Raw genomic sequence first — 21,924 nt, forward strand, 5'->3', positions numbered from 1 at the left:
CGGCCCACCCGCTCCGCTCGGGGAGTTCCGTCACAGAACGACAACTGCTGTCACACCCGCCCCACCCGTCGGCCGGACCTGAGCGGAACGGTCCGTCCGACCGGGTAGACAGGGGCCATGGGGAACGCGGCCGACCTGCAGTGGAGCTCCGAGGGCCCGGCGCAGCCGTCGCCGTCGCCGGTCACCGTCGACCTCACGGTCGTCCCCGTGCTCAGCGAGGCGCTGGCGCACAGCGCCGTCCCGGTCGTCTCCCGGCTCACACTGACCAGCACCGACAGCTCCCTCCAGGGGGCCACCCTGCGGGTGTCCCTGCACGACGCCCAGGGTCCGATCGGTGCCGCGGTGGAGCGGCTGGTCGACCTCGACGCCGCGCGCCCGACCGTGCTCGGCGACGTCGGTCTCACCCTCGACCCCGCGACGGTGCCGCAGGGGCCGGACGAACGGCCCGGCTGGGTGCACGTCGGGCTGGAGTCCTCGGGCCAGGTGCTGCTCGAGCAGCGGGTGCCGGTACGGCTCCTCCCCGCCGCCCAGTGGCTGGCCGCTCCGCTGCCACTCGCGCTGGAGGTGCTCGCCGCCCACGTGCAGCCACACCACCCCGCTGTCACGGCCCTGGTCGCCGAGGCCGCGGCCCTCCTGCAGGAGGGCACCGAGAGCAGCAGCATGGCCGGTTACACCGACGGGGCCGAGCGCGTCGACGAGATCGTCGAGGCGCTGACCTGGGCGGTGCGCCGCCGGGAGATCCGCCACAGCGAGCCACCGGCCGGCTGGGCCGAGACCGGGCAGCGGGTCCGCACCCCCGGCGAGGTCCTCGACGGCCGGGCCGGCACCGCACTGGACACCGTGCTGACCCTGGCCGCGGCCTGCGAGCACGTCGGCATCCGGCCGCTGGTCTGGGTGGTCGAGGGGCACGCCTTCCTCGGCTACTGGCGGGCCGAGCGCAGCGCCGGGGCCGCCGCGACCACCGACGTGGCCGCGCTGGTCGACCTGGTCGACCGAGGCGAGCTCCGGCTGGTGGAGACCACCCTGCTCACCGACCGCGGCGACACCAGCGCCGACCTGCACGGCCCGGCCCACAGCCGGTGGCTCTCCGGTGACCTGGACCAGGTCGTCGGGGTCACCGACGTGCACCGCGCGCGCCAGCACGGGGTGCTCCCGCTGCCCGCGCCCGGCCAGGACGGCGACGCCCCGGTGACCGGGCAGCACCCCGGTGCGCCGGGCTCCCCCGCTCCGGTGCCGGCCGCCGCGGACGACACCGCCGCAGGGGTCCCCGCCCGGGTGCGGGAGTGGGGGGACGCACTCCTGGGCCCCGGCCTCCGCGACCGGTTGCTCGACCACCCCGAGCACGCCGGCATCCCGCTGGCCGTGCCGCACGACGCGCTGCCTCTGCTGGAGGACCTGCTCAGCAGCGGCAAGACGCTGACCCTGCTGCCCGGTGACCCGGCGGCCGGCGAACAGCGCGAGCGCGGCCGCACCGCGGCCCGCGAGCTGCCCGCCGCCGAGCTCACCGAGCTGCTGACCGGGCAGCGGTCGGTGCGGCTCGACCTGCCGCCGTCGGACCACCTGCCCCGGCTGCGCGCGCTGGCCCACCGGGCGCGCAGCGTCGTGGAGCAGACCAGCGCCAACGACCTGCACCTCGCACTCGGCTCGCTGGTCTGGGAGCTCGACGGCCGGACCGTGCGCTCACCGCTGGTGCTGGTGCCCGTCGTCCTCGTCCCCGACACCCGGGACGGCTCCTACCGGCTGGTCCTGGACGAGTCCGGCAGCAGCACGGTCAACGGCTGCCTGCTGGCCGAGCTGCGGCGGCACGACCTGACCGTGCCCGGCCTCACCACCTCCCCGGACGGCGCCGGCATGGACCTGCCGGCGGTGCTGCGGACCGTGCGGGACGCGCTCGCCGGCGCGGAGCTGCCCCACCGGGTCGAGGCCACCGCGGACCTGGCCGTCCTGCCCGTGGCCGGGTACCGGCTGCGTGCCGACCTCGACGAGCACTGGTCGGACTTCGCGGCCAACCCCCTGGTCGCCCACCTGGTCGACGGCCCGGACGAGCCGTTCACCGACCCGGTCGAGGACATCGCCGGCCCCGTCGACCTCGACGCGCTCGCCGCGCAGTGCCCGGTGCCGGCCGACGCCCACCAGCTGCGCGCCGTCGCCGACGCGCTCGCCGGACGGACCTTCGTGCTCCAGGGCCCGCCCGGCACCGGCAAGTCGCAGACCATCACCAACCTGCTGGCCCGCGCGGTCGCCGAGGGCAAGCGCGTGCTGTTCGTGGCGGGCAAGCGGACGGCGCTGGACGTCGTCGCCCGCCGGCTGGACGCGGTCGGGCTCGGGCCGTTCGTGCTCGACCTGCACGACAAGGGCAGCCGGCCGGCCGTGGTCCGCGCCCAGGTCCGCGCCGCGCTGGAGCACGCCGTCGAGGTCGACGCCACGGGGATGACCGCCGACGCCGAGCGCCTGCACTCGGCCACCCGCGACCTGGAGCAGTACGCCGAGCGGCTGCACGCCCCCAACGCGGCCGGCCTGTCCTCCTACTCCGCGCGCAACGCGGTGCTGGCCACCGACGGGGAGGTCCCAGCACTGCCGGTGACCACCACGTTCGCCGCCCGGGCCACCCCGGGGACGGTGCTGGAGGTGCACCGGGCGCTGGCCCTGCTCCCCGAGATCGCCGGCCTGGCGCGACCCTCGGCCGGGCACGCCTGGGCGTTCCTGGACACCATCGACATCGACATCACCGCGGTCCAGCAGGCTGCGGTCGCCGTCGACGCCGCCATCCGTGACCTGCCCGGCGAGGGCGGGCTGGCCTCCGTCGTCCGGGCCGCCCGCACCGCCGAGGACCTCGACGCGATCGTCCACCTGCTCACCGGCCCCGCCGTCGGCCTCGACGTGCTGGACGAGGTGCGCCGGCCCCGGTGGACCGCGGCGACCGACGACCTGACCGCAGCCGTCGCCGAGCTGGTCGCCACCGAGCAGCCCGGCCTGGACGTCGCCACCCCGGCGGTCCTCGCGCTGCCGCTGGGCGACCTGTTCGTCCAGGCCCAGGAGGCCGCGGCCGCCGGCTGGATGGGCCGCCGGGGCAAGCTGGCCGCCGTCCGCGACCAGCTGGCCCCGGCGCTGCAGCCCGGCGCCTCGGTCAGGACCTCCGACGTCCCCGAGCTGACCGCCGACCTCTACCGGCTGCAGACCGCCGTGCAGACCCTCGCCGGCCGCGCCGCCGCCGTCCCGGGCCTGCTGGTCCCCGCCGGCTGGAACCCCTTCACCGACGCCGGCCGCACGGTGCTGGACGCCGAGGTGCGCTGGCTGCGCCGGGCGGCCGCCTCGGTGGACGGCAGCAGCGGCTTCACCGGGGCGGTGCGCCGCTTCCTGGCCGGCGGCCCGGTCTCCGACCCGTCGTCCGCGCGCACCGTCGCCCGGCTGCGCGATGCGCTGAACGTGCTGCTGGCCGCCTGTTCCAGCGACACCGCGCTGCTGGCGGCGTGGAGCGGGGACGACGGCCTGGTGCTGCGCTGGACGATGACCCGCCCCGAGCGCGGCGTGGAGTACGTGCACCCGATGTCGCTGCGCCGGTGGGTGAGCCTGCTGGACACCCTGGAGCCGCTGCGGCTGGCCGGGCTCACCGAGGCGCGGGCCGCACTGCGCGACGGGCTGCTGCCGGCCGACGACGCGGTGCGTGCCTTCGACCGCGGGCTGGCCGAGGCCTCGCTCGAGGAGCGCCGGACCGCGACCGGTCTGGACGCCTTCGACGCCGGGCAGCACGAGCGCACCGTCGCCCGCTTCGGCGCCGCCTCGCGCGCCGTCCGCTCCCACCTGGTCGACGCGCTGCCGGCCGGCGCGCTCGCCGGCCGGCGGCTGGACGCCGATCAGGTCAGCACCCTGCGCGAGGAGCTGGCCGAGCAACGCCACGGCCTGGGCGTCCGCGGCCTGCTGTCCACCCACGGCGAGCTGATCACCGCGGTCATGCCGTGCGTGCTGGCCGGCCCCGACGCGGTGGCCCGTCTCCTCCCCGCCGCCCCCGGGCTGTTCGACCTGGTCGTGTTCGACGAGGCATCGCAGCTGCGGGTCGCCGACGCGGTCGGCGCGATCGGCCGGGCGTGGTCGGCGGTCGTCGTCGGGGACAGCCAGCAGCTGCCGCCGAGCACCTCCGGTACGCCGTACGCGGACGACGAGGCCGACCCCGGCACCGTCGCGGACGGGGAGAGCGTTCTCGCGGCGTGCGTGCGGGCGCGAGTGCCGCAGCAGCGGCTGTCCTGGCACTACCGCAGCCAGGACGAGTCGCTCATCGCGTTCAGCAACAGCCGGTACTACGACGGCCGGCTGTCCTCCTTCCCCGCGCCGGGGCCAGCCGCGCCGGGCGGCCGCGGGGTCTCCCTGGTGCGGGTGGAGGGCACGCTCGTCGGCTCCGGCCCGGGCCGGCACACCAACCCGGCGGAGGCCCGGGCGGTCGTGGCCGAGGTGCTGCGCCGGTTCACCGCAGCAGCCCCGGCCGCGCCGTCACTGGGCGTCGTCACCGTCACCGCCGCGCAGCGGACGCTGATCGAGGAGCTGCTCCGCGACAGCGGGAACGAGCGCGTCGCCGCGGCGCTGGACCGCACCGACGGCGAGGGCCTTCTCGTCAAGGACGTCGACGCCGCGCAGGGCGACGAGCGCGACACCGTGCTGCTCTCCCTCGGCGCCGGCCCGGACGCCGCCGGGCGGCTGCCGCTCGGCCTGGACCCGCTGAGCCGCGCCGGTGGCGAGCGTCGGCTCAACGTGGCGATCACCCGGGCGCGGCGGCAGGTCGTGGTGTTCTGCTCCTTCGACCCGGCGCAGCTGCGGGCCGAGGACACCACCTCGACCGGCGTGGCGCACCTGCGCGCCTACCTGGACCTGGCCGCCCTCGGCACGGATGCACTCCCCCGCCCCGCCCGGCCGGCCGCGACCACCCTGGACCGGCACCGCGACGAGGTCGCCGCCGAGCTGGCCGCCCGCGGGCTGGTCGTGCGCACCGACGTCGGGCTGTCGGAGTTCCGCATCGACCTGACCGTCGCCCACCCCGAGGCCCCGGACTCCCCGGTGCTGGCCGTGCTGCTCGACGGACCGGCCTGGGCACGGCGCACCACCGTCGGCGACCGGGACGGCCTGCCCGTCGAGGTGCTCGGCGAGCTCCTGCACTGGCCGGCCGTGGAGCGGGTCTGGCTGCCGACCTGGCTCGCCGACCGCGAGGCGGTGCTGTCCACGCTGGTCGCCGCCGTCGAGGCCGCGGCGCCGCCGGTGGTGGAGCCCGAACCCGAGCCCGACCCGGAGCCGGAGTACGACGGCCCCCTCGCCGAGGTCATCCCCCTCCGCCCGACCGTCGTCCTCCCCCCGGCTCCGACCCCCGAGCCGACCGACCCCGTCGAGCCCCCGGCCGCCGAAGCCGAGCCGAGCGAGGTCGTCGAGTCCCCGGTCGTCGAGTCCCCGGTCGCCGAGGTCGAGCCCGAGGCGACCGACCCCGTGGAGACGCCGGCCGCCGAGGCTCCCGCCACCGAGGCTCCCGCCACCGATGTCCCCGCCACCGGGGCCGAACTGGCCGAGGACGGTCCCGCGGGACCGTCGCCTGCCGACCTCCACCCGGCACGGCCGGAGGCCACCGACGCGGGGATCGAGCCCCCGGCTGCGGCGGGCGGTCCCACGGAACCGTCCCCCGCGGAGACCACGGTCGCCGACGTCCCGACCGCTGAGCCCGCACCGGTCGCCGCCCCGGCGGCCACGGCTGCCCGGCGCACGACCGCCGACACGGACGGGACGACCACCCCGACCAAGACCCCGACCAGGACCCCGAGCAAGACCCCGACCAGGAGCGCGACCAAGGCCCCCACCCGGGCAGCCGCCAAGCCGGCAGTCGCCTCCCGCAGCGCTGAGCCGCTGGACGAGGAACAGCCCTTCATCGCCTGGTCGCCCCGGGCTGCCGGGGACCGGAAGCAGCTCGACCAGCTCGCCGACCCCGCGGTCGCCAAGGTGGTGCGCCGCGTGCTCACCGCCGGTCTGAAGGCCGAGGGGCCGGTGCACCGCGACCGGCTGGCCCGGCTGACGGCCGCGGCGTTCGGGCTGTCCCGGGTGACCGGGGCCCGACGCGACGCCCTGCTGGCGCTGCTGCCGGCCACCGCCACCGTCGACGGTGAGTTCGTCTGGCCGGCGACGGTCGACCCGGCGTCCTGGACGTGGTTCCGCCGTCAGGCCAGCAGCGCGGAGCGCCCGCTGGACCAGGTCCCGCCGGCCGAGGTCGGCAACGCGATGGTGGCGCTGTCCCGGGCGAGCGCCGGGCTGGCCCGGGACGAGCTGTTCCTGCGGACCCTGGAGGTGTTCGGCCACCGCCGGCGCACCCCGGCGCTGCTGCCGCTGCTGGAGTCCGCGCTGGACCGGGTGGTGGCGGCCGGCCGGCTCACCGAGCAGCCCGACGGGCGCTTCACCGCCTGAGCGGAGGGCGGCCTCAGGCGTCGAGCGGGTTGGCGAGCACCCGCTCGGCGAAGCCACCGGCGACGAACCGGCCGGCCAGCGAGGCGGGCTTGCGCCGGGCCTGCTCGGTGAAGCAGCCGAGGAACTCCTCGGCCAGGCCCTGGCGCGGGTACCGGGTGAGCACCGCGGCGCGGAACCCGGCCGGCCAGTCCTCGGGGCGGCGACCGGACACGTCCAGCCCGGTCGCCAGCTCCAGCAGGTGACCCTCGGCGTCGTCGGCGACGTCCACCTCGTCGGCCATGTGCGCCACGATCACCGCGGCCGCCCGGTCGCGACGATCGGCGTCCCAGCCGGCCCCGGCCGCGAAGACCCAGGCCACCGCTCCCCCGGCCTGCTCGAACGGCACCGTCGCACTGTCGAAGACCGGCACCAGCCCGATGTCGTGCAGCATCGCCGACACGTACAGCAGCTCCGCGTCGAAGGTGATGCCGCGCGCCCGGCCGTACTCCGCCGCCCACAGGTAGGAGCGACAGCAGTGGGCCAGCAGCGCCGGGGAGCAGAACCGGCCGGCCACCTCCCGGGCGAGGGCCGCGGCGGCGGAGTCCGGCACGAGCTCGTCGAGGCGGGCGGCGGGATCGGAGGTCACGGACGGCAGTCTGTCCGCCGCCCGCGTCCCCCGGCCCCGGACGCCGTCGATCTGGCAGGAACCCGGCGGGAGTCGGCCGGATCGCCGGTCAGCCGGCCGGGGTCCAGCCCGTGTCGGCCAGCCAGCCGGCCAGGTCGTGGGTGCTGGGCACCAGCGCGCGGGTGCCGGCCAGGTCACCCTGGTAGGCGGGCCGCTGGGTGAACCAGGTGAACATCGCTGTCATGTCCTCGTCGCCGCCCAGCACGGCCAGCGGCAGCGCCTCGTAGCGCGCGGGCAGGCCGGCGGCGGCGCCGAACACCTGGGCGACCTGGTCGCCGGTCAGCTCGTCACCGGCCAGCTCGATCGCACCGCCGGGCACCCGACTCGGGTCCAGCAGGGCTGTTGCGGCGGCGGCACCGATGTCGGCCACGGCCACCATCTGCAGCGGCACGTCCCCGGGCAACGGCAGCCGGACGACGATCCCGCCGTCCTCGACCGAGGGCCCCTGCGCGGTGAGGTTCTCCATGAAGAACACCGGCCGCAGGAACGTCGCCGGCAGTCCCAGCGCCTCGATGTGCTCCTCGACCCGGCGCTTGCTCTCGAAGTGCGGGACGCCGGTGTGCCGCTCGGCACCGCCGACCGAGCTGTAGACCAGGTGACCGGCGCCCACGGCGGCCACCGCGTCGGCGAGGGCCCGCCCGTCCTGGACCTCGCCGTCCACGCCGCGGGCGTCGGCGAAGGTCGTCATGCCGAAGACCCGGTCGGCACCGCGCAACGCCGTCCGCACCGACTCCGGGTCGCGGAGGTCGGCGCGCGCCAGCTCGACGCCGCGGGCGGCCAGTGCCTGCGCGGCTGCCGCGTCGGGGTCGCGCACCAGGGCACGGACCCGGGCGCCGGCGTCGAGCAGGGCACGGGCGGTCGCCCCGCCCTGCTGACCGGTGGCGCCGACGACGGCGACCAGCGGGCTGTCGCTGCTGTGCGAGGTGGTGCTCATGCTGTACTCCCTCGGACCGGGGACCGCCTCGTGCGGTTCCTGTAGTCGACTAAACGTTAGCCGACTCAATACATTCCGAGGGGTGTGCACCGATGTCCGACCCGGTGGAGAGCGTCGGCCCGATCAGTGCCCTGATCCCCGCCGTGGCCCGGGCGCACCGCACGCTGGCCGGCTCGCTGCTGCGCGAGGTGGGGCTGTACCCCGGCCAGGAGCTGCTGCTCATGCTGCTCTGGGACCGGGAGCCGCGCTCCCCCGGCGAGCTGGCCCGCGAACTGCAGGTGGAGCCGCCGACCGCGGTCAAGGCGGTCGCCCGGCTGGAGGAGGCCGGGATCGTCCGGCGTGAGCGCTCGACCGAGGACCGCCGGGTGGTGCTGGTGTCGCTGACCCCGCAGGGGCGGGCACTGCGGGGGCGGGTGGAGCAGATCTGGGCCGAGCTCGAGCGGCGCACCGTTGGCGACCTCGCCGCGGGCGACCGCGAGCGGCTCGCCGAACTGCTCGCGGCCGTGCGCCGCAACGTCGGCGAGGTCGGTCCGGACCCGTTCGGGATCTGACCAGCCCGGCGGCGTAGGCCGCCGGGCGTCGGATCAGACCCGGCCGGTGCCGCGGCCGGTGGTGCCGCCGCTCTTGTTGCCGCGCAGCGACGAGATCGCGCTCTTGATCTTGCGCTGGTTCTCCGGCTTCTGCGCCGCAGAGATCGCCTTCTTGGCCGCAGCGCCCTTGGTGAGCTTGCTCATCAGTCCCATGTCGATCTCCTTCTCTCCGTGAGGACGTGCCGTACGTACCGGCCTCCTGGATGCCCGTCCGGGACCGCCCTCAACCGGAACCGGGGCATCTCGATCAGGTCGCCGTGTCCGCCGGCTCCTCGTCACCGAGCCCGCTGTCCCGGGCCAGCAGGTAGGTCGCACCACCGAGCAGCAGGCCGGCGAACACGGACAGGACGACGACCACCGGGGTGCTGATCGGGCCGATCGCCCAGGTCAGCAACGACCGGGACCGCGAGGTCGGGTCGGCCAGCACCACCCCGACGAAGACGGCGGCGAGCAGGCCGGCACCGACGGCGAACACGCTGGAGGCCCGCCCGGTCCACCCGAGCCGGGCCGCCAGCTCGCGGGCGGCGCGCACGATCCGCCCGGCCCGCAGCACCCGCAGCGCTCCCACCGCCCGGACCAGCCGCAGCACCTGCACCGGCCCGACGGCGAGTACGACGGCGACCACGACCCCGAGGGTCAGCAGCAGCAGGCCGACGTGCCCGCGGACCCAGGCCCGCTTGTGCTCGGCGACGGCGAACAGCAGCACCGCCTCACCGACCAGCACCGCGCCGCTGAGCAGGTCCACCCAGCGCCCGGCGGTGCCCAGCGGCCCGCCGAGGAAGGTCAGGAACATCGCCGGCACCGACGCCAGGGCCGCGACGAGCACCGGCAGCGCCAGTCGGCGCTGCCAGCGCTCCTCGCGGCTCACCCCGGCGGCGGGTCGGCGGTCCGGCGCGGCGGTGCTCAGGACGACGGCGTCAGCGAGCGCACCCGCTCGATGAGCTCGCTCTTGCAGACCTCCAGGAAGCCGTCCGGGTCGGGGCCGGCGTTCTGGAACACGATGTGGTCGAAGCCGGCGTCCACGTAGGGCTGCGCCTGCTGCACGTGCCGGTCGAGGTCCGGGCCGCAGGAGAACTGGCCCTTGATGTCCTCGGCGGTCACCGTGCTGCTGGCGGCGTCGAAGTTGACCGGGTTGGGCAGCTCGCTCATCACCGGCCAGCCGGACAGCGCCCAGCGGCTGGTCTTCAGCGCCTCCTGCGCGGCGGCGTCCTCGTCGGGAGCCCAGGCCATCGGCACCTCGGCGTACTTCGGCCCGCTGCCGCCGTGCTCGGCGTAGGCCTGCACCAGCTCGGGCTTCGGCTCGGTGGCGAACAGCCCGCTGCCGTGCTCGGCGGCGAGCTTGGAGGCGCCCGGCCCGCCGCTGGCCACGGCGATCACCGGCAGCTGGTCGGGCAGGTCGAACACCCGGGCGTCCTCCAGGGCGAGGTACTCCCCCTCGTAGGACTGGTAGCCGCCTTGCCAGAGCAGGTTGATGATCTCCAGCGCCTCGCGGAGCATGTGGTGCCGGATCCGGACGGCCGGCCAGCCGCCGCCCACGACGTGCTCGTTGAGCCGCTCGCCGGCGCCGATGCCGAGGGTGAACCGGTTGCCGGAGAGGATCTGGACGGTCGCCGCGGCCTGGGCGATGACGGCGGGGTGGTACCGGATCATCGGGCAGGTGACGCCGGTGGCCAGGCCGATCCGCTCGGTCTTCGCGGCCATCGTGCCGAGCATCGACCAGGTGAAGCCGCTGTGCCCCTGCTCCTCCAGCCACGGGTGGTAGTGGTCGCTGAGCTCGACGAAGTCGAAGCCCGCCTCTTCGGCCGCCACCGTCTGCTCGACGATCTGCGTGGGGCTGAAGGCCTCGGTGGCGAGCTTGTAACCGACCTGCATGGGGTGTCCCTCCGTCGTCCGCTGCGCTGTCGGACCAGCGGTGCCCGAGGTGCCGGGACAGGAAACCGGCGGCTGTGCGCGGCCGTCGGTGCTGGCTAGGGTCCGGACATGACGACGAGGTCACTGGCCACCCTGTTCACCGGCGGCGCCTTCTTCGAGGGCCCGCGCTGGCACGACGGCACCTGGTGGGTGTCGGACTTCTACCGGCACACGATCAGCCGGATCGGCACCGACGGCGCCGAGCAGGTGGTGGCCGAGGTGGCCGGGCAGCCCTCGGGGCTGGGCTGGCTGCCCGACGGGACGCTGGTCGCGGTCTCGATGAAGGACCACCGGGTGCTCCGGGTCGCCGACGGGCAGACCTCCGAGCTGGCCGACCTCACGGAGCACTGCGGCGGCCACCTCAACGACCTGGTGGTCGACGAGGCCGGCCGCGTCTTCACCGGCGACTTCGGCTTCGACCTGATGGGCGGCGGGGCGGCGGGCACCGCGTCGCTCAAGCGGGTCGACCCCGACGGCACGGTCACCGTGGTCGCCGAGGGGCTGCAGTTCCCCAACGGCATGGTGATCACCCCGGACGGTGGCACGCTGCTGGTCGACGAGACGCTGGGCAACCGGGTCACCGCCTTCGACCTGGCACCGGACGGCTCGCTCACCGGCCGCCGCGTGTTCGCCCAGCTCGGCCCGGAGGTCACCGGGGCCACCACCGAGGAGGTGCTCGGCCAGCTGGTGGTCGCCCCCGACGGCTGCACGCTGGACGCCGAGGGTCACCTCTGGATCGCCGACGCCGTCGGCGGCCGGGCGGCGCGGCTGTCCCCCGGCGGCGAGGTGGTCGACGAGGTGCGCGCCCCTGACGGGCTGGGCGTGTTCGCCTGCGCCCTCGGCGGGGACGACGGCCGGACCCTGCTGCTGTGCAGCGCGCCGGACTTCTACGAGCACAACCGCGCGCCGGCGCGCGAGGCGGTCCTGCTGACCACCACGGTCGACGTCCCGCACGCCGGTCGCCCCTGACCTCCGGGGAGCGCCCCTCGCCGGGTCGGGGCGCTCCTCAGGAGTGGACGAGCCGGGCCAGCAGCCGGTCCAGGAACGGCACCTGCCCGCGCACCAGCGCCGTCCGGGCCTGCTCGACGGGGAACCAGGCCGCCCGGTCGACCTCCGGGAACTGCTGGACGCGCCCCGAGCGCGGTGGCCACTCCAGGTCGAAGGTGTTGCTGGTGCACGCCGCGGCGTCCAGGTCGCCCTCGGCGGCGAAGACGGTCAGCAGCTTGCCGCTGGTCACCCGCAGCTCGCCGAGGTCGAGGAGGTCGTGCGCAGGCACCGGCGAGCCGAGCTCCTCGGCGAACTCCCGCCGGGCGACCTCCAGCGGCTCCTCCCCCGGCTCGTGCTCGCCCTTCGGCACCGACCACGCCCCGGCGTCCTTGCGCGCCCAGAACGGGCCGCCCATGTGCCCGAGCAGCACCTCGACGCCGCCGTCCGCGGCCCGGCGGTACAGCAGCACACCGGCACTCCTGCGGACGGCCACGGCGGGCAGCGTGCCACGCGGTGGAGCGGGTAACTCGGGTGCGGTCACCGCGGCGACCGCGTTGACTGCACCGGCCGCGCGGCACCACCCGCCCCACCCCGCCCGGCCATGTCGGCCGACATGGCCGGACGAGGGGACGACGAGACGAGAAAGGACCATGGAGACGATCAACGGACGCCTGCTGAGCTGGGCGTCCATCCTCGAGCCCAGCACCCGCGAGCAGGCCGAGCGCACCGCGGCGATGCCCTTCATCCACCCGCACCTGGCGCTGATGCCCGACGCCCATCTGGGCAAGGGCGCGACCGTCGGCTCGGTCATCCCGACCGAGGGCGCGATCATCCCGGCTGCGGTCGGGGTCGACATCGGCTGCGGGATGATGGCGGTGCGCACCCAGTTCGACGCCGCCGACCTCGCGGGCAAGGACCTGAGCGTGCTGCACGGGCAGATCTCCCGGGCGGTGCCGCTGTCGGCCGGCCGGTACAACAAGAAGCTGCGGCCCAGCGCCGAGGCCCGGGTCGCCGAGCTCCGCGCGCTGCCCGGCGTCGACCAGGCGGACGGCGCGGCGGGCAACTGGCCGCTGCAGCTGGGCTCCCTCGGCTCGGGCAACCACTTCATCGAGGTGTCGCTGGACGAGCAGGGTCGCGTCTGGCTCTTCCTGCACTCCGGCTCCCGCGGCGTGGGCAACAAGCTCGCCTCGGTGCACATCCGCCGGGCGCAGGAGTGGTGCCGCACCCAGGGCATCGAGCTGGCCGATCGGGACCTCGCCCACCTGCAGGAGGGGACGCCGGAGTTCGACGCCTACATCGAGGCGCTGCGCTGGGCACAGCGGTTCGCCTTCCTCAACCGCGAGGAGATGATGGACCGCGTCGCCGAGCAGGTGGGGCGGTTCCTGCGGGACGACGTCCAGCGGCTGGAGACGGTGAACTGTCACCACAACTACACCGAGCGCGAGCACCACTTCGGGCGCGACGTGTGGCTGTCCCGCAAGGGCGCGATCAGCGCCCGGAAGGGCCAGGCCGGGCTCATCCCCGGCTCGATGGGGACGGCGTCCTACGTGGTCACCGGGCTGGGCAACGAGGCGGCGCTGCTGTCCTCACCGCACGGCGCGGGGCGCAACCACTCGCGCAACGCGGCCCGGCGGCTGTTCACCCGGGCCGACCTCGAGCGGCGGATGAGCGGGATCGCGTGGGGCCACTCCGACGCGTTCCTGGACGAGCACCCCGACGCCTACAAGCCGATCGACCAGGTGATGGCCGACGCCGCCGACCTGGTGGAGGTGCGGCACACGCTGCGCCAGGTGGTCAACGTCAAGGGCGACTAGCCGGCGACGAGGCCCCAGTCCTCGGCGGCGACGGCGTCGGCCTCGGCGCGGGTGAGCACGTCCTCGTCGACCAGCCGGTCGAGCACGTGCGCCTGCCGGCGGGCGGCCCGGTCGGGGTGCACCAGCGGGTCGTAGGCGCTCGGCGCCTGGAACAGCCCGGCGAGCACGGTGGCCTGCGCCCAGGTCAGCTCGTCGGGCTGCACCCCGAAGTAGCCCTCGGTGGCGGCGGTCAGCCCGGCGAACCCGTGCCCGTACCAGCCGTTGTCCAGGTACATCCGGAGGATGTCCGCCTTGCTGTGGGCGGCGTCCAGCTTGACCGCCAGGACGACGGCCTGGGCCTTCTGCACCGGCCCGTTCTCACCGTCCAGGTAGAGGTTCTTGGCCAGCTGCTGGTCGAGGGTGGAGCCGCCCTGGTCGGTGCCGGTGAGCAGTCCCCGGAAGGCCCGCACCGCACCGGTCGGGCTGACGCCGAGGTGGGAGTGGAAGCCGCTGTCCTCGGTGGCCAGCAGCGCCTGGACCAGCTCGGGAGCCGGCTCCACCTGCAGCGCCGGGGCGCCGTTCGCGGCGAGGTAGGCCGCCACCCGGCCCTCCGCGTCGTCGACCGAGGGGGTCAGCTGCCAGGCGACGCCGAGGCCGACCGCAGCCGTGAGCAGCAGGGCGAGAACGGCCTTCGCCAGCCGTCGCGCCCAGCTCCGGCGGGGTCGGCCGGGCTCGGCCGCCGCCCGCTCGCGCTCCAGCGTCCCTGCCGCCACCGACCAGGTCTCCGTCCCGTTCCGACCGCGCCCGGACCGGAACGGCACGACCATGATCAGGAACCGGCGGCGGGAGGGGAAGGCCCACGGGCCCGCCGGCGCGCTCCGGGCCGGTGAACTCCACCCGTCCGGAGGACACCGCAGGCCCGGTCAGTCCTCCTCGGCCAGCTCGTCCCGGGGCCAGGGCTCCTGCTCGCTGATCCCCAGCTCGGTGCCGCAGGTGCGGTCGTCGGCGACGTCCTGCGGCCGGAAGTACACCGTGGAGGCGGTGACGTCGTCGCCGAACGCCTGTGGGCTGGTCGGGCTCGGGCCCTCGACCAGCGAGGTCACCCCGGGCTCGATGGAGAACCGGATGACCCGGGTGAACTGGCAGTCGCCGGCGACCGACAGGATGCTGAACTCGATCGGCGGCCGCTCCTCGCCCCGCACGATGTTGTCCAGCCCGCCGGCGCCGGTGGAGCCCTCGACCAGGTCGATCTCGGTGCCGTCGCCCTGGATGTCGGCGGTGGCGTTCTGGGCGTGCACGTGTCCGGAGACCGTCGCCCGGATGCGGTCGGGCAGCACCTCGTGGAGCTCCTCGGCGGCGACCGGCTCGTGGACGGCGAACACGTCGACGGTCTCGAGATCCTCGGTGGGGTCGACGTCCGCGGCGGCGCCGGTGCCGTTGGCCGGGGGCGTGGCCGCGCTGTCGGCCGGGGAGGTGGCGGCCGTCCCGTCCGCCGGCGGGGTGGCGGCCGTCCCGTCCGCCGGCGGGGTGGCCGAGCCGTCCACCGGCGGGGTGGCCGAGCCGTCCACCGGCGCTGCCGATGAGGTGCTGGCGTCGGCTGCCTGCACGGCGCCCCCCGCCTGGTCGGCGAGCTCGGCCACGTCGGCGCCCTCGACGCCGAGCGCCTGCCGCACGGCCTCGCGCTGCAGCGGTTCGACGACGTCCTTCGCGTCCGCGCCGTAGGCGCCCTCGGCGCCGTAGACCCGCGGGTCGGACAGCCCGGCGATGGTCAGCCCGTAGGCCTCCACGACCCCGGCGGTCACGTCGTAGCCGTCGTCGGTGCGGGTCTTGGTGCCCAGGACCGTGACGCCGGGGACGGTCGCCATGATCTCCGCGGTCGCCGGGGAGTCATGGTTGCCCGCGACCCACAGCATCGGCGTCGTGGTGGTGACCGCGGCGACCGCATCCAGGTAGGCCGGGGTCAGCTCCTGCCGGGTGCCGAAGGCGCTCTCGTCGCCGGCGTTGATGATCAGGTCGACGTCGTAGTTGGTGGCGTACTGCCCGACCAGCGGGTAGTTGGCCGCGAGGTGCATGTCGGAGATCGTCATGACCCGGAAGGCGGTCTCCGGGGTCTGGTCGTCCTCGATCTGGGCCTGCAGCGCGGCCTGGATGCCGAGCACCGAGCCGAGCACGTCGAAGGCCTTGGACTGCTGGGAGTAGTAGTCGCTGAGCTCACTGGGGAACAGCTGCGCGGCGGCCAGCGTGCCGGTCAGCCGTGACTCCAGCACCCAGTTCGGGTTGTAGGTCAGCACCCCGTAGCCGGCCACGGCCACCGTCACCAGCGCCGCCGTCGCGGCCTGCAGGGCACGCAGCCGCAGCTCGCGCGGCCGGCGCGGGAGGCCGCGCAGGTAACGGATCGACATGTTGATCGCCGCGGCCGCGAGCAGGCCGACCGCGACGCCGATGAGCAGCTCGGCGATCAGCCACCGGGCGATCTCCGGGATCATCGCGGTGATCTCGGCCTGCAGCTGCTGCACGAACGTGGGCACGTCCCCGCCGGCGAGCCGGGCCAGCTGCAGGACGTCGACGTCCTCGGGGCTGATGTGCACCCCGAACGGCACGTTGCTGACCTCCGGGAACTCCCAGCTGCCCAGGGTGGTGTCGGCGGACAGGCCGGGCCGGCTGAACAGCGACCCCTGCACCTCGAACGGCACGCCCTGCACGGTCGCGTGGTACGGGAAGGCCTGCAGCGCCGCGGCCCCGCTCAGCACCGGCAGGGCGATCCGCAGCACCCAGCGGACGAGGAACCGCAGCACCCGCGCGGCCGCGCCACCGACCTGCCGGGCGACGTGCTCGGCACGGTCACGTCGGCTCGGCGGGAAGGGCAGGGGCAGCTGCGTGGCGTCGTCGCGGTTCCAGGACATCGGGCACATCGTCCCCCGCCGGTGGGCTCGCAGGTGCGCTCGACGCGGCCGGGGGCCCGTGGCGTGCGACCCTTGGTCACGAGGACGGGGCGCTCAGCAGTCGAGGGGACGGCGGACGACGTCGTCGCCACCTCGTTCGGCGGGCCCGCGGACCAGCCGCGCGAACGCACCTCCCATCCACCGACGAACGGGGCCCCATGGCACTGATCACCTGCCCCACCTGCAGCTCCGAGGAGATCTCGGGCACCCCGCAGCCGGATGGCCGGCTGCTGATCCACTGCGACGACTGCGGCAACGAGTGGCTGCGCGGCGAGACCCGCCGTGACCCGGCCCGCCCGGCCGTCCAGTCCGTGGACTCCCTCCAGGCGTCCTTCCCGGTGCCGGCCGACGTCCGCCCTGACGTGCGGGAGCGGGTGATGCTGCTGACCTCGGAGTTCCTGCTCGAGCGGCCGGAGCCCGACCCCGACGTGGCCGGCTACCGGGAGCGCTACGCGGCGCTGTTCACCCCGGAGGGCCTGCGGACGGCGACCGTCGACCAGCTGCTGCACTTCGCGAACTCCACCACCGTCGCCGACCCGGGCAACGTGTCGGGCTTCAACCGGGCCTGGAAGACCGCCGGCCCGGACAAGGCCGCCACGCAGGTGCGGGCCAGCATCGACCACCTGCTGTTCGGGCCGGAGAGCCTGCGGCTGGAGGACCGGTTCACCCAGCTGGTCGACGGCACGAAGAAGGGGCTGGGCTTCCCCTCCTTCAAGGAGGCGCTGCTGACCAAGGTGCTGTGCGTCGTGGAGCCTGAGCGCTTCCTGCCGATCGTGCGGTACACCGCTGCCGCGGGCGGGAAGAAGGAACTGGTCAAGACCGTCTTCGAGCTGGACCTGCCGCCGGTGGACAAGTCCACCTGGACGATCGGCCGGCTCGCGGTGTGGAGCAACGACCTGCTCCGCTCGCTAGTGGGCAACGACATCCCCGACCTGCAGCAGGCGGCGCGGTTCCTGGTCTGGGCCTCGGCCCGGCCGGCGATGTCCCGCAGCTGACCACCTGCTGAGCCGCGCGACGCCCCGCCCCCGACCTCCGGGAGCGGGGCGTTCGCCGTTCAGCCGACCGCGACCGCGCCGCCCCGGACGGGCACCAGCTCCACCCAGGTGCGGCCGGGGGCCAGCCGCACCGGGTTGCCGTCCGGACCGAGCAGCACGACCCGGTCGGTGACGGTGTCCTTCACCCAGGTCGCCGGCAGTGTTTTCCCACCGCTGGCGACGAGCGCCTCGCCCCGGCCGACCAACACGGTCTCCGGGACGGGGTTGCCCGCCGGGTCCACTCCCCCGGTCGCGACGACCTGGACCCGGAGCACCACGACGTTGGCCGCCCCCAGCCGGGCACCGTCGGCCTCCACCGCGGGGGTGCTGCCCTCCGCCCGCAGCCACCGGGCCTCGGGCGGGCTCCAGGTCCACTGCGGGCGGCTGACCCCGGAGAGGGTCAGCGACAGGGTGGTCGCCGGGGTGCCGGCCAGGACGGCGCCGGCCTGGTCGGCGGTGGTCGCCAGCTCGAACTGCGGCGCCGGGTCGGTCAGGTGGGCGGCGTCGGCCTGGGCCAGCAGGGCAGCCGGGTCGGCGTAGACGTTGTGCGGCGCGCGGCGGGTGGCGATCCGGGCGAAGCCGTCGTCCCCGGCGTCGAAGGTGAGCACCTGCAGGCCCGCGTCGGCGACGTCGCCGACGTAGGCGGCCTGACCGCCCGAGGCGGCGAACAGGCCATGCAGCGGCGCGGTGATCGCCGGGTCCATCGGCCGGACGGAGCGGACCGGGCCGAGCTGGGGCGGCAGGGTGGAGTGGTAGACGGCCACGTACCGGGAGATGCCGCCCTCGACGACCTGCTCCCAGACGACGTCGGCGGCGCCCAGGCCGGTCTGCGGCCGGGCGTCGACGGAGTTCTCGATCTTCACGGTCAGCGCCGGCCGCGCGGGCACCGCACCGCTCTCCAGGCCGGTGAGCGGCCAGTACACCGGCGGCGGTGGCGGCGGGGTGGACGACGTCGCTGGCGTGGCCGTCGCGGCGACGGCGGCGTCGGAGCCACCTCCGCAGGAGACCGTCCCGCCCAGCGCCACACCGACGACCAGCGCCGCACCGATCCGCCGGCGCACCCGTCCCCGGCCAGTCGGCCAGCGACGGGTGCGGTCGGCGGTGCTGCGGGCAGCGGAGGGCGGACGGGCCACGGCGGGGCTCCTGCGGGGCGAGGGAGGTGACCACCCGGCGGACGGCCGGCGCCGACGCTAGGTCGGGGTGCCGCCCCGCCCCGGCCGCCGCACCGCGCGCGGCCGGGGCCGGTCCGCGGCGGTGTCCCAGCCGCCTCAGCTGCCCCGCGGGTCAGTCGCCGGTGTAGGCGGCGACGCCGAAGTGCTGCTCGCCGTCCTCGTCCTCCTGGACCAGCACGGTGTAGGCCTGGCCGCTGATCACGGCGGAGCAGGTGTCGCCGTCGCACTCGACGGTCTCCACGGCGGCACCCTGCCCGGCGACCATGGCGGTGAACGCGGCCTCGGTGTCGGCGTTGCGGTCCTCGACGCTGGAGCGGTAGTACGTCAGCCCGGCGATCGCCAGGGCGGCCACGATCACCGCGACCATCACCGTGATCAGCAGGGTGGTGTGCCGGGTGACCCAGCTCGGCTCCCCCTCGGTGGGGGTGCCGTCCGTGGTGGTGCCGTCGATGGTGGTACCGGTCGTGCTGCCGTCGGTGACGGTGCCGGTCGTGCCTGCCTCGGTGGCGCCGGGCCAGGTGCTGGTGCTGGTGCTGGTGCTGCCCTCGGGGGAACCTGTCGCCGGCGTCGGCTGGGTCGGGTCGGTGCTGCTCATCGCGTGCGTGCCTCGTTCGTGTCCGGGGTCGGGAGCGCGCGCCGACGACGTGGGCGGCGCGGGTGGGGGTGGCTGGACGTCGGGTGAAGCGGGGCCCCAGGGCATGCCTCAGCCGTCCAGCTGCTGGTCCGACACTGCCACAACGAGCGGCCGGTGCGGCCCAGGAGGCCGGGTTCACAGCTGACCGGCAGGCCCGCCCACCGGGGTGTCGCGCCCGGCGTGTCCTCGCCGCCGGCCCGCCGGTCGGTGACCCACGACACACGCGCCGACCAGGGCGTATGCGGATCGGGTTCGCCCGCAACGGTGGACCGGGCCTTCTCCCGGCCCTCGACGCCGGTGCGCGGCGCTGCCTAGGTTCGCCGCACGACCGCAGGGACGGAACCCGCGGCCGCCCGACGAGAGGACACCGATGTCACTCCGTACGCGCCGAACCGGCCTGACCGTCGCCACCGCGGCCGCCACGTTCGCCGGCTCCGTGCTGCTGGCCGTGCCCGCCAGCGCCGGCGGCGGCCCCGATCTGGAGGAGTTCGCCACCGAGGTGAAGACCCGGGAGGTCATGGAGCACCTCGAGGAGTTCCAGGAGATCGCCGACGAGAACGGCGGCAACCGGGCGAGCGGGACGCCGGGCTACGACGCGTCCGGCGACTACGTGCAGGAGGAGCTCAAGGACGCCGGCTACGACGTCCAGCGGCAGTACTTCGACTTCACCTCCTCGACCACGGTGACCGAGACGCTGACCGTCGGCGGTGCCCCGGTCGAGGTGCAGGCGCTGGAGTTCTCGCCGTCCGGCTCGGTGTCCGGGCCGCTCTCGACGATCGCCGCGGGCGACGCGACCCCGGGCTGCGAGGCCACCGACTTCACCGCGGCCAACTCCGGCACGGTGGTGCTCGTGCCCCGCGGCGCCTGCACCTTCGCGCAGAAGCAGCAGAACGCCGCCGCGGTCGGGGCGGTCGGCGTGCTGGTCGTCAACAACGTGCCCGACGAGCCGGTCAACGGCACCCTCGGCCAGGGGGCCACCGGCATCCCGGTCGGCGGCGTCACCCAGGCCGTCGGGACGACGCTGCTGGGCCAGCTGGGCCAGACCGCGGTGCTCGACATCGTCGTGGACGTCGTCGAGACCACCACGTTCAACGTCATCGCCCAGACGCCGTGGGGCGACCCGGACGACGTGATCATGCTGGGGGCGCACCTGGACTCGGTGCCCGAGGGCCCGGGGATCAACGACAACGGCAGCGGCTCGGCGGCGATCCTGGAGACCGCGGTCGAGCTGATGGACGAGGACCCGACCCGCAACGCCGTCCGGTTCGCCTGGTGGGGTGCCGAGGAGTCCGGACTGGTCGGCTCCACCGAGTACGTCGCGTCGCTGACCGAGGCCGAGGCCGCCCAGATCACCGGCTACCTCAACTTCGACATGGTCGGCTCGCCGAACTACGTCATCGGGGTCTACGACGCCGACCAGTCGACCTACGAGGCCCCGGTCGCCGTCCCGGAGGGCTCGGAGTCGCTGGAACAGGTGTTCACCGACCGCTTCGACAGCACCGGGCAGCCGTGGGTGGACACCGAGTTCTCCGGGCGGTCGGACTACCAGGCGTTCATCGAGGCCGGCATCCCGGCCAGCGGCCTGTTCACCGGGGCCGACGACATCAAGACCGAGGAGGAGGTCGCGCTCTTCGGCGGCACGGCGGGCATCCCGCACGACCCGAACTACCACTCCGCCGAGGACGACCTGAGCAACATCGACCGGGAGGCGCTGGAGATCAACAGCCAGGCGATCGCCTACGCCACCCTCGCGCTGGCCTCCGACCCGACCCCGCTGGACCTGACCGACAACGGGAAGGACAACGGGAAGGACAAGGGCAAGGGGCACGGCAACGAGCACGGGCACGGCTGGGGCGAGGGCTGGGGCGGCGGCCGCGGCCACGGCAACGGCCAGGGCCAGGGCACCGGCCAGGGCACCGGCCAGGGCGGCGGCGACGACGTCGGGCACCACGCGGCGGCCTGACCCGGAGCAGCACGTCAGCGGCGGGGCCGGACACCGGGTGGTGTCCGGCCCCGCTGTCGTGCCCGGCGGTCAGCGCCCGGACACCAGCTCACCCAGCCACTCGTCGAAGGCGACCCGGCCGTGGTCGGCGCCCGGGCCCGGCAGGAGGCTGCCGTCGCGCATCCGCCGGCCGGCGGCGCCGGGCAGCGGCACCCGCAGCACTCGGCGACGCTGCCCGGTCGCGGCGAGGTACCGGCGCACCAGGTCGGCCAGCTCGGCCTCCGCCGGCCCGCCCAGGTCGGCCGCCCGCCCGCACGGCGCGCCGGTGGCGAGCGCGACGAGCGCGCCGGCGACCTCGTCCGCGGCGACGGTCGCCGTCCGCATCGCCGGGACGACGACGAACGGCCCGACCGCGGTGCGCTGCACCATCTGCGCGGCGAACTCGTGGAACTGGGTGGCGCGCAGCAGGGTCCAGGGCACCGGCCCGGCGGCGACCAGCCGTTCCTGGGCGACCTTGCCGGCGTAGTAGCCGCTGGTCTCCCCGTCGATGCCGACGATCGACAGCACCACGTGGTGTCCGACGCCGGCGGCCTGCTCGGCGGCGAGCAGCTGCTCGGTCGCCCGGGTGAAGAACTCGACCGACGCTCGCGTCCGGGTGGTTTCCACGCTGGTGACGTCGACGACGGCGTCGGCGCCGTCCAGCGCCGCGCGGAGCCCGGCGCCGCTGACGACGTCCTGGCCGGTGCCGCGGGAGAGCGGGACGACGGTGTGCCCGGCCGCCCGGGCCCGGGCGACGACGTGCTGCCCGACCACGCCGGTGGCCCCGGCGACGGCGAGGGTGAGCTGCTGCGGAGGTGTCATGCCCTCCTGACGACGCAGCGGCCGGGAGTGT

At 75.3% G+C, this 21,924-nt stretch carries 17 protein-coding genes; 6 read left to right on the forward strand and 11 right to left on the reverse strand.

The window, feature by feature from the left end:
- Positions 1-117: 117 nt before the first annotated feature.
- Positions 118-6,429 carry a DUF3320 domain-containing protein gene (locus HLA93_RS15520; protein ID WP_281425388.1) on the forward strand — a complete coding sequence of 2,104 codons (6,312 nt, stop codon included), beginning with the start codon at positions 118-120 and terminating at the stop codon, positions 6,427-6,429.
- Between the two features lie 13 nt (positions 6,430-6,442).
- Here HLA93_RS15520 and HLA93_RS15525 read toward each other — a convergent pair whose 3' ends face one another.
- Together HLA93_RS15525 and HLA93_RS15530 are read right to left on the reverse strand one after the other, a co-directional pair.
- Positions 6,443-7,054 carry an HD domain-containing protein gene (locus HLA93_RS15525; protein ID WP_222195323.1) on the reverse strand — a complete coding sequence of 204 codons (612 nt, stop codon included), beginning with the start codon at positions 7,052-7,054 and terminating at the stop codon, positions 6,443-6,445.
- A gap of 88 nt (positions 7,055-7,142) precedes the next feature.
- The gene (locus HLA93_RS15530) at positions 7,143-8,027 is read right to left on the reverse strand and encodes an NmrA/HSCARG family protein (RefSeq protein WP_222195324.1); all 885 of its coding nucleotides are present in this window, start codon (positions 8,025-8,027) and stop codon (positions 7,143-7,145) included.
- A 92-nt stretch (positions 8,028-8,119) separates the two neighbouring features.
- Here HLA93_RS15530 and HLA93_RS15535 point away from each other — a divergent pair, with 92 nt between their 5' ends.
- The gene (locus HLA93_RS15535) at positions 8,120-8,578 is read left to right on the forward strand and encodes a MarR family winged helix-turn-helix transcriptional regulator (RefSeq protein WP_222195325.1); all 459 of its coding nucleotides are present in this window, start codon (positions 8,120-8,122) and stop codon (positions 8,576-8,578) included.
- A gap of 33 nt (positions 8,579-8,611) precedes the next feature.
- Here the strand turns inward: HLA93_RS15535 and HLA93_RS15540 are convergent, their stop codons facing one another.
- From HLA93_RS15540 to HLA93_RS15550, 3 genes are all read right to left on the reverse strand, one after another.
- Positions 8,612-8,770, reverse strand: coding sequence for a hypothetical protein (locus tag HLA93_RS15540; RefSeq protein WP_222195326.1), 159 nt, complete (start codon positions 8,768-8,770; stop codon positions 8,612-8,614).
- Positions 8,771-8,864: 94 nt separating this feature from the next.
- On the reverse strand, positions 8,865-9,485 hold the full coding sequence (locus HLA93_RS15545; protein WP_222195327.1) for a hypothetical protein: 621 nt from the start codon (positions 9,483-9,485) through the stop codon (positions 8,865-8,867).
- Between the two features lie 35 nt (positions 9,486-9,520).
- Entirely contained in the window at positions 9,521-10,489 is a 969-nt protein-coding gene (locus HLA93_RS15550; protein ID WP_222195328.1) for a TIGR03557 family F420-dependent LLM class oxidoreductase, read from the reverse strand.
- Positions 10,490-10,597: 108 nt separating this feature from the next.
- Between HLA93_RS15550 and HLA93_RS15555 the strand changes: the two genes are divergently transcribed.
- Positions 10,598-11,497, forward strand: coding sequence for an SMP-30/gluconolactonase/LRE family protein (locus tag HLA93_RS15555; RefSeq protein WP_222195329.1), 900 nt, complete (start codon positions 10,598-10,600; stop codon positions 11,495-11,497).
- A gap of 37 nt (positions 11,498-11,534) precedes the next feature.
- On the opposite strand, the gene HLA93_RS15560 is transcribed toward HLA93_RS15555, so the two are convergent.
- Positions 11,535-12,008 (reverse strand): NUDIX domain-containing protein, encoded by a 474-nt coding sequence (locus tag HLA93_RS15560; RefSeq protein ID WP_308128166.1) that lies wholly within the window; start codon positions 12,006-12,008, stop codon positions 11,535-11,537.
- 157 nt (positions 12,009-12,165) lie between these two features.
- Between HLA93_RS15560 and HLA93_RS15565 the strand changes: the two genes are divergently transcribed.
- A complete protein-coding gene (locus HLA93_RS15565; RefSeq protein WP_222195331.1) occupies positions 12,166-13,329 on the forward strand; it encodes an RtcB family protein in 1,164 nt (387 codons plus the stop codon).
- Here HLA93_RS15565 and HLA93_RS15570 read toward each other — a convergent pair.
- Positions 13,326-14,081 carry a biosynthetic peptidoglycan transglycosylase gene (locus tag HLA93_RS15570; protein ID WP_222195332.1) on the reverse strand — a complete coding sequence of 252 codons (756 nt, stop codon included), beginning with the start codon at positions 14,079-14,081 and terminating at the stop codon, positions 13,326-13,328. The two genes, HLA93_RS15565 and HLA93_RS15570, sit on opposite strands and share 4 nt — an antisense overlap.
- A gap of 150 nt (positions 14,082-14,231) precedes the next feature.
- On the reverse strand, positions 14,232-16,211 hold the full coding sequence (locus HLA93_RS15575) for a metallophosphoesterase family protein (protein ID WP_222195333.1): 1,980 nt from the start codon (positions 16,209-16,211) through the stop codon (positions 14,232-14,234).
- Positions 16,212-16,408: 197 nt separating this feature from the next.
- Here HLA93_RS15575 and HLA93_RS15580 point away from each other — a divergent pair, with 197 nt between their 5' ends.
- Positions 16,409-17,245 carry a hypothetical protein gene (locus HLA93_RS15580; RefSeq protein ID WP_222195334.1) on the forward strand — a complete coding sequence of 279 codons (837 nt, stop codon included), beginning with the start codon at positions 16,409-16,411 and terminating at the stop codon, positions 17,243-17,245.
- A 59-nt stretch (positions 17,246-17,304) separates the two neighbouring features.
- On the opposite strand, the gene HLA93_RS15585 is transcribed toward HLA93_RS15580, so the two are convergent.
- Together HLA93_RS15585 and HLA93_RS15590 are read right to left on the reverse strand one after the other, a co-directional pair.
- On the reverse strand, positions 17,305-18,417 hold the full coding sequence (locus HLA93_RS15585) for a DUF3048 domain-containing protein (protein WP_308128167.1): 1,113 nt from the start codon (positions 18,415-18,417) through the stop codon (positions 17,305-17,307).
- Positions 18,418-18,568: 151 nt separating this feature from the next.
- Positions 18,569-19,051 (reverse strand): hypothetical protein, encoded by a 483-nt coding sequence (locus HLA93_RS15590; RefSeq protein ID WP_222195335.1) that lies wholly within the window; start codon positions 19,049-19,051, stop codon positions 18,569-18,571.
- A gap of 409 nt (positions 19,052-19,460) precedes the next feature.
- Between HLA93_RS15590 and HLA93_RS15595 the strand changes: the two genes are divergently transcribed.
- Positions 19,461-21,053, forward strand: a complete 1,593-nt coding sequence (locus tag HLA93_RS15595; protein ID WP_222195336.1) for a M28 family metallopeptidase — start codon at positions 19,461-19,463, stop codon at positions 21,051-21,053.
- A gap of 69 nt (positions 21,054-21,122) precedes the next feature.
- Here the strand turns inward: HLA93_RS15595 and HLA93_RS15600 are convergent, their stop codons facing one another.
- Entirely contained in the window at positions 21,123-21,893 is a 771-nt protein-coding gene (locus HLA93_RS15600) for an SDR family oxidoreductase (RefSeq protein ID WP_222195337.1), read from the reverse strand.
- Between the last annotated feature and the right edge of the window lie 31 nt (positions 21,894-21,924).

Source organism: Modestobacter italicus (genome assembly GCF_019799965.1).
Taxonomy (GTDB): Bacteria; Actinomycetota; Actinomycetes; order Mycobacteriales; family Geodermatophilaceae; genus Modestobacter; species Modestobacter italicus_A.

What these genes read in the sequence shown, in the direction of transcription:
- HLA93_RS15520 (WP_281425388.1), top strand. Translation starts at nt 118, where the DNA reads ATGGGGAACGCGGCCGACCTGCAGTGGAGCTCCGAGGGCCCGGCGCAG.
- HLA93_RS15530 (WP_222195324.1), bottom strand. Translation starts at nt 8,027, where the DNA reads ATGAGCACCACCTCGCACAGCAGCGACAGCCCGCTGGTCGCCGTCGTC.
- HLA93_RS15535 (WP_222195325.1), top strand. Translation starts at nt 8,120, where the DNA reads ATGTCCGACCCGGTGGAGAGCGTCGGCCCGATCAGTGCCCTGATCCCC.
- HLA93_RS15540 (WP_222195326.1), bottom strand. Translation starts at nt 8,770, where the DNA reads ATGGGACTGATGAGCAAGCTCACCAAGGGCGCTGCGGCCAAGAAGGCG.
- HLA93_RS15550 (WP_222195328.1), bottom strand. Translation starts at nt 10,489, where the DNA reads ATGCAGGTCGGTTACAAGCTCGCCACCGAGGCCTTCAGCCCCACGCAG.
- HLA93_RS15555 (WP_222195329.1), top strand. Translation starts at nt 10,598, where the DNA reads ATGACGACGAGGTCACTGGCCACCCTGTTCACCGGCGGCGCCTTCTTC.
- HLA93_RS15565 (WP_222195331.1), top strand. Translation starts at nt 12,166, where the DNA reads ATGGAGACGATCAACGGACGCCTGCTGAGCTGGGCGTCCATCCTCGAG.
- HLA93_RS15575 (WP_222195333.1), bottom strand. Translation starts at nt 16,211, where the DNA reads ATGTCCTGGAACCGCGACGACGCCACGCAGCTGCCCCTGCCCTTCCCG.
- HLA93_RS15580 (WP_222195334.1), top strand. Translation starts at nt 16,409, where the DNA reads ATGGCACTGATCACCTGCCCCACCTGCAGCTCCGAGGAGATCTCGGGC.
- HLA93_RS15590 (WP_222195335.1), bottom strand. Translation starts at nt 19,051, where the DNA reads ATGAGCAGCACCGACCCGACCCAGCCGACGCCGGCGACAGGTTCCCCC.
- HLA93_RS15595 (WP_222195336.1), top strand. Translation starts at nt 19,461, where the DNA reads ATGTCACTCCGTACGCGCCGAACCGGCCTGACCGTCGCCACCGCGGCC.
- HLA93_RS15600 (WP_222195337.1), bottom strand. Translation starts at nt 21,893, where the DNA reads ATGACACCTCCGCAGCAGCTCACCCTCGCCGTCGCCGGGGCCACCGGC.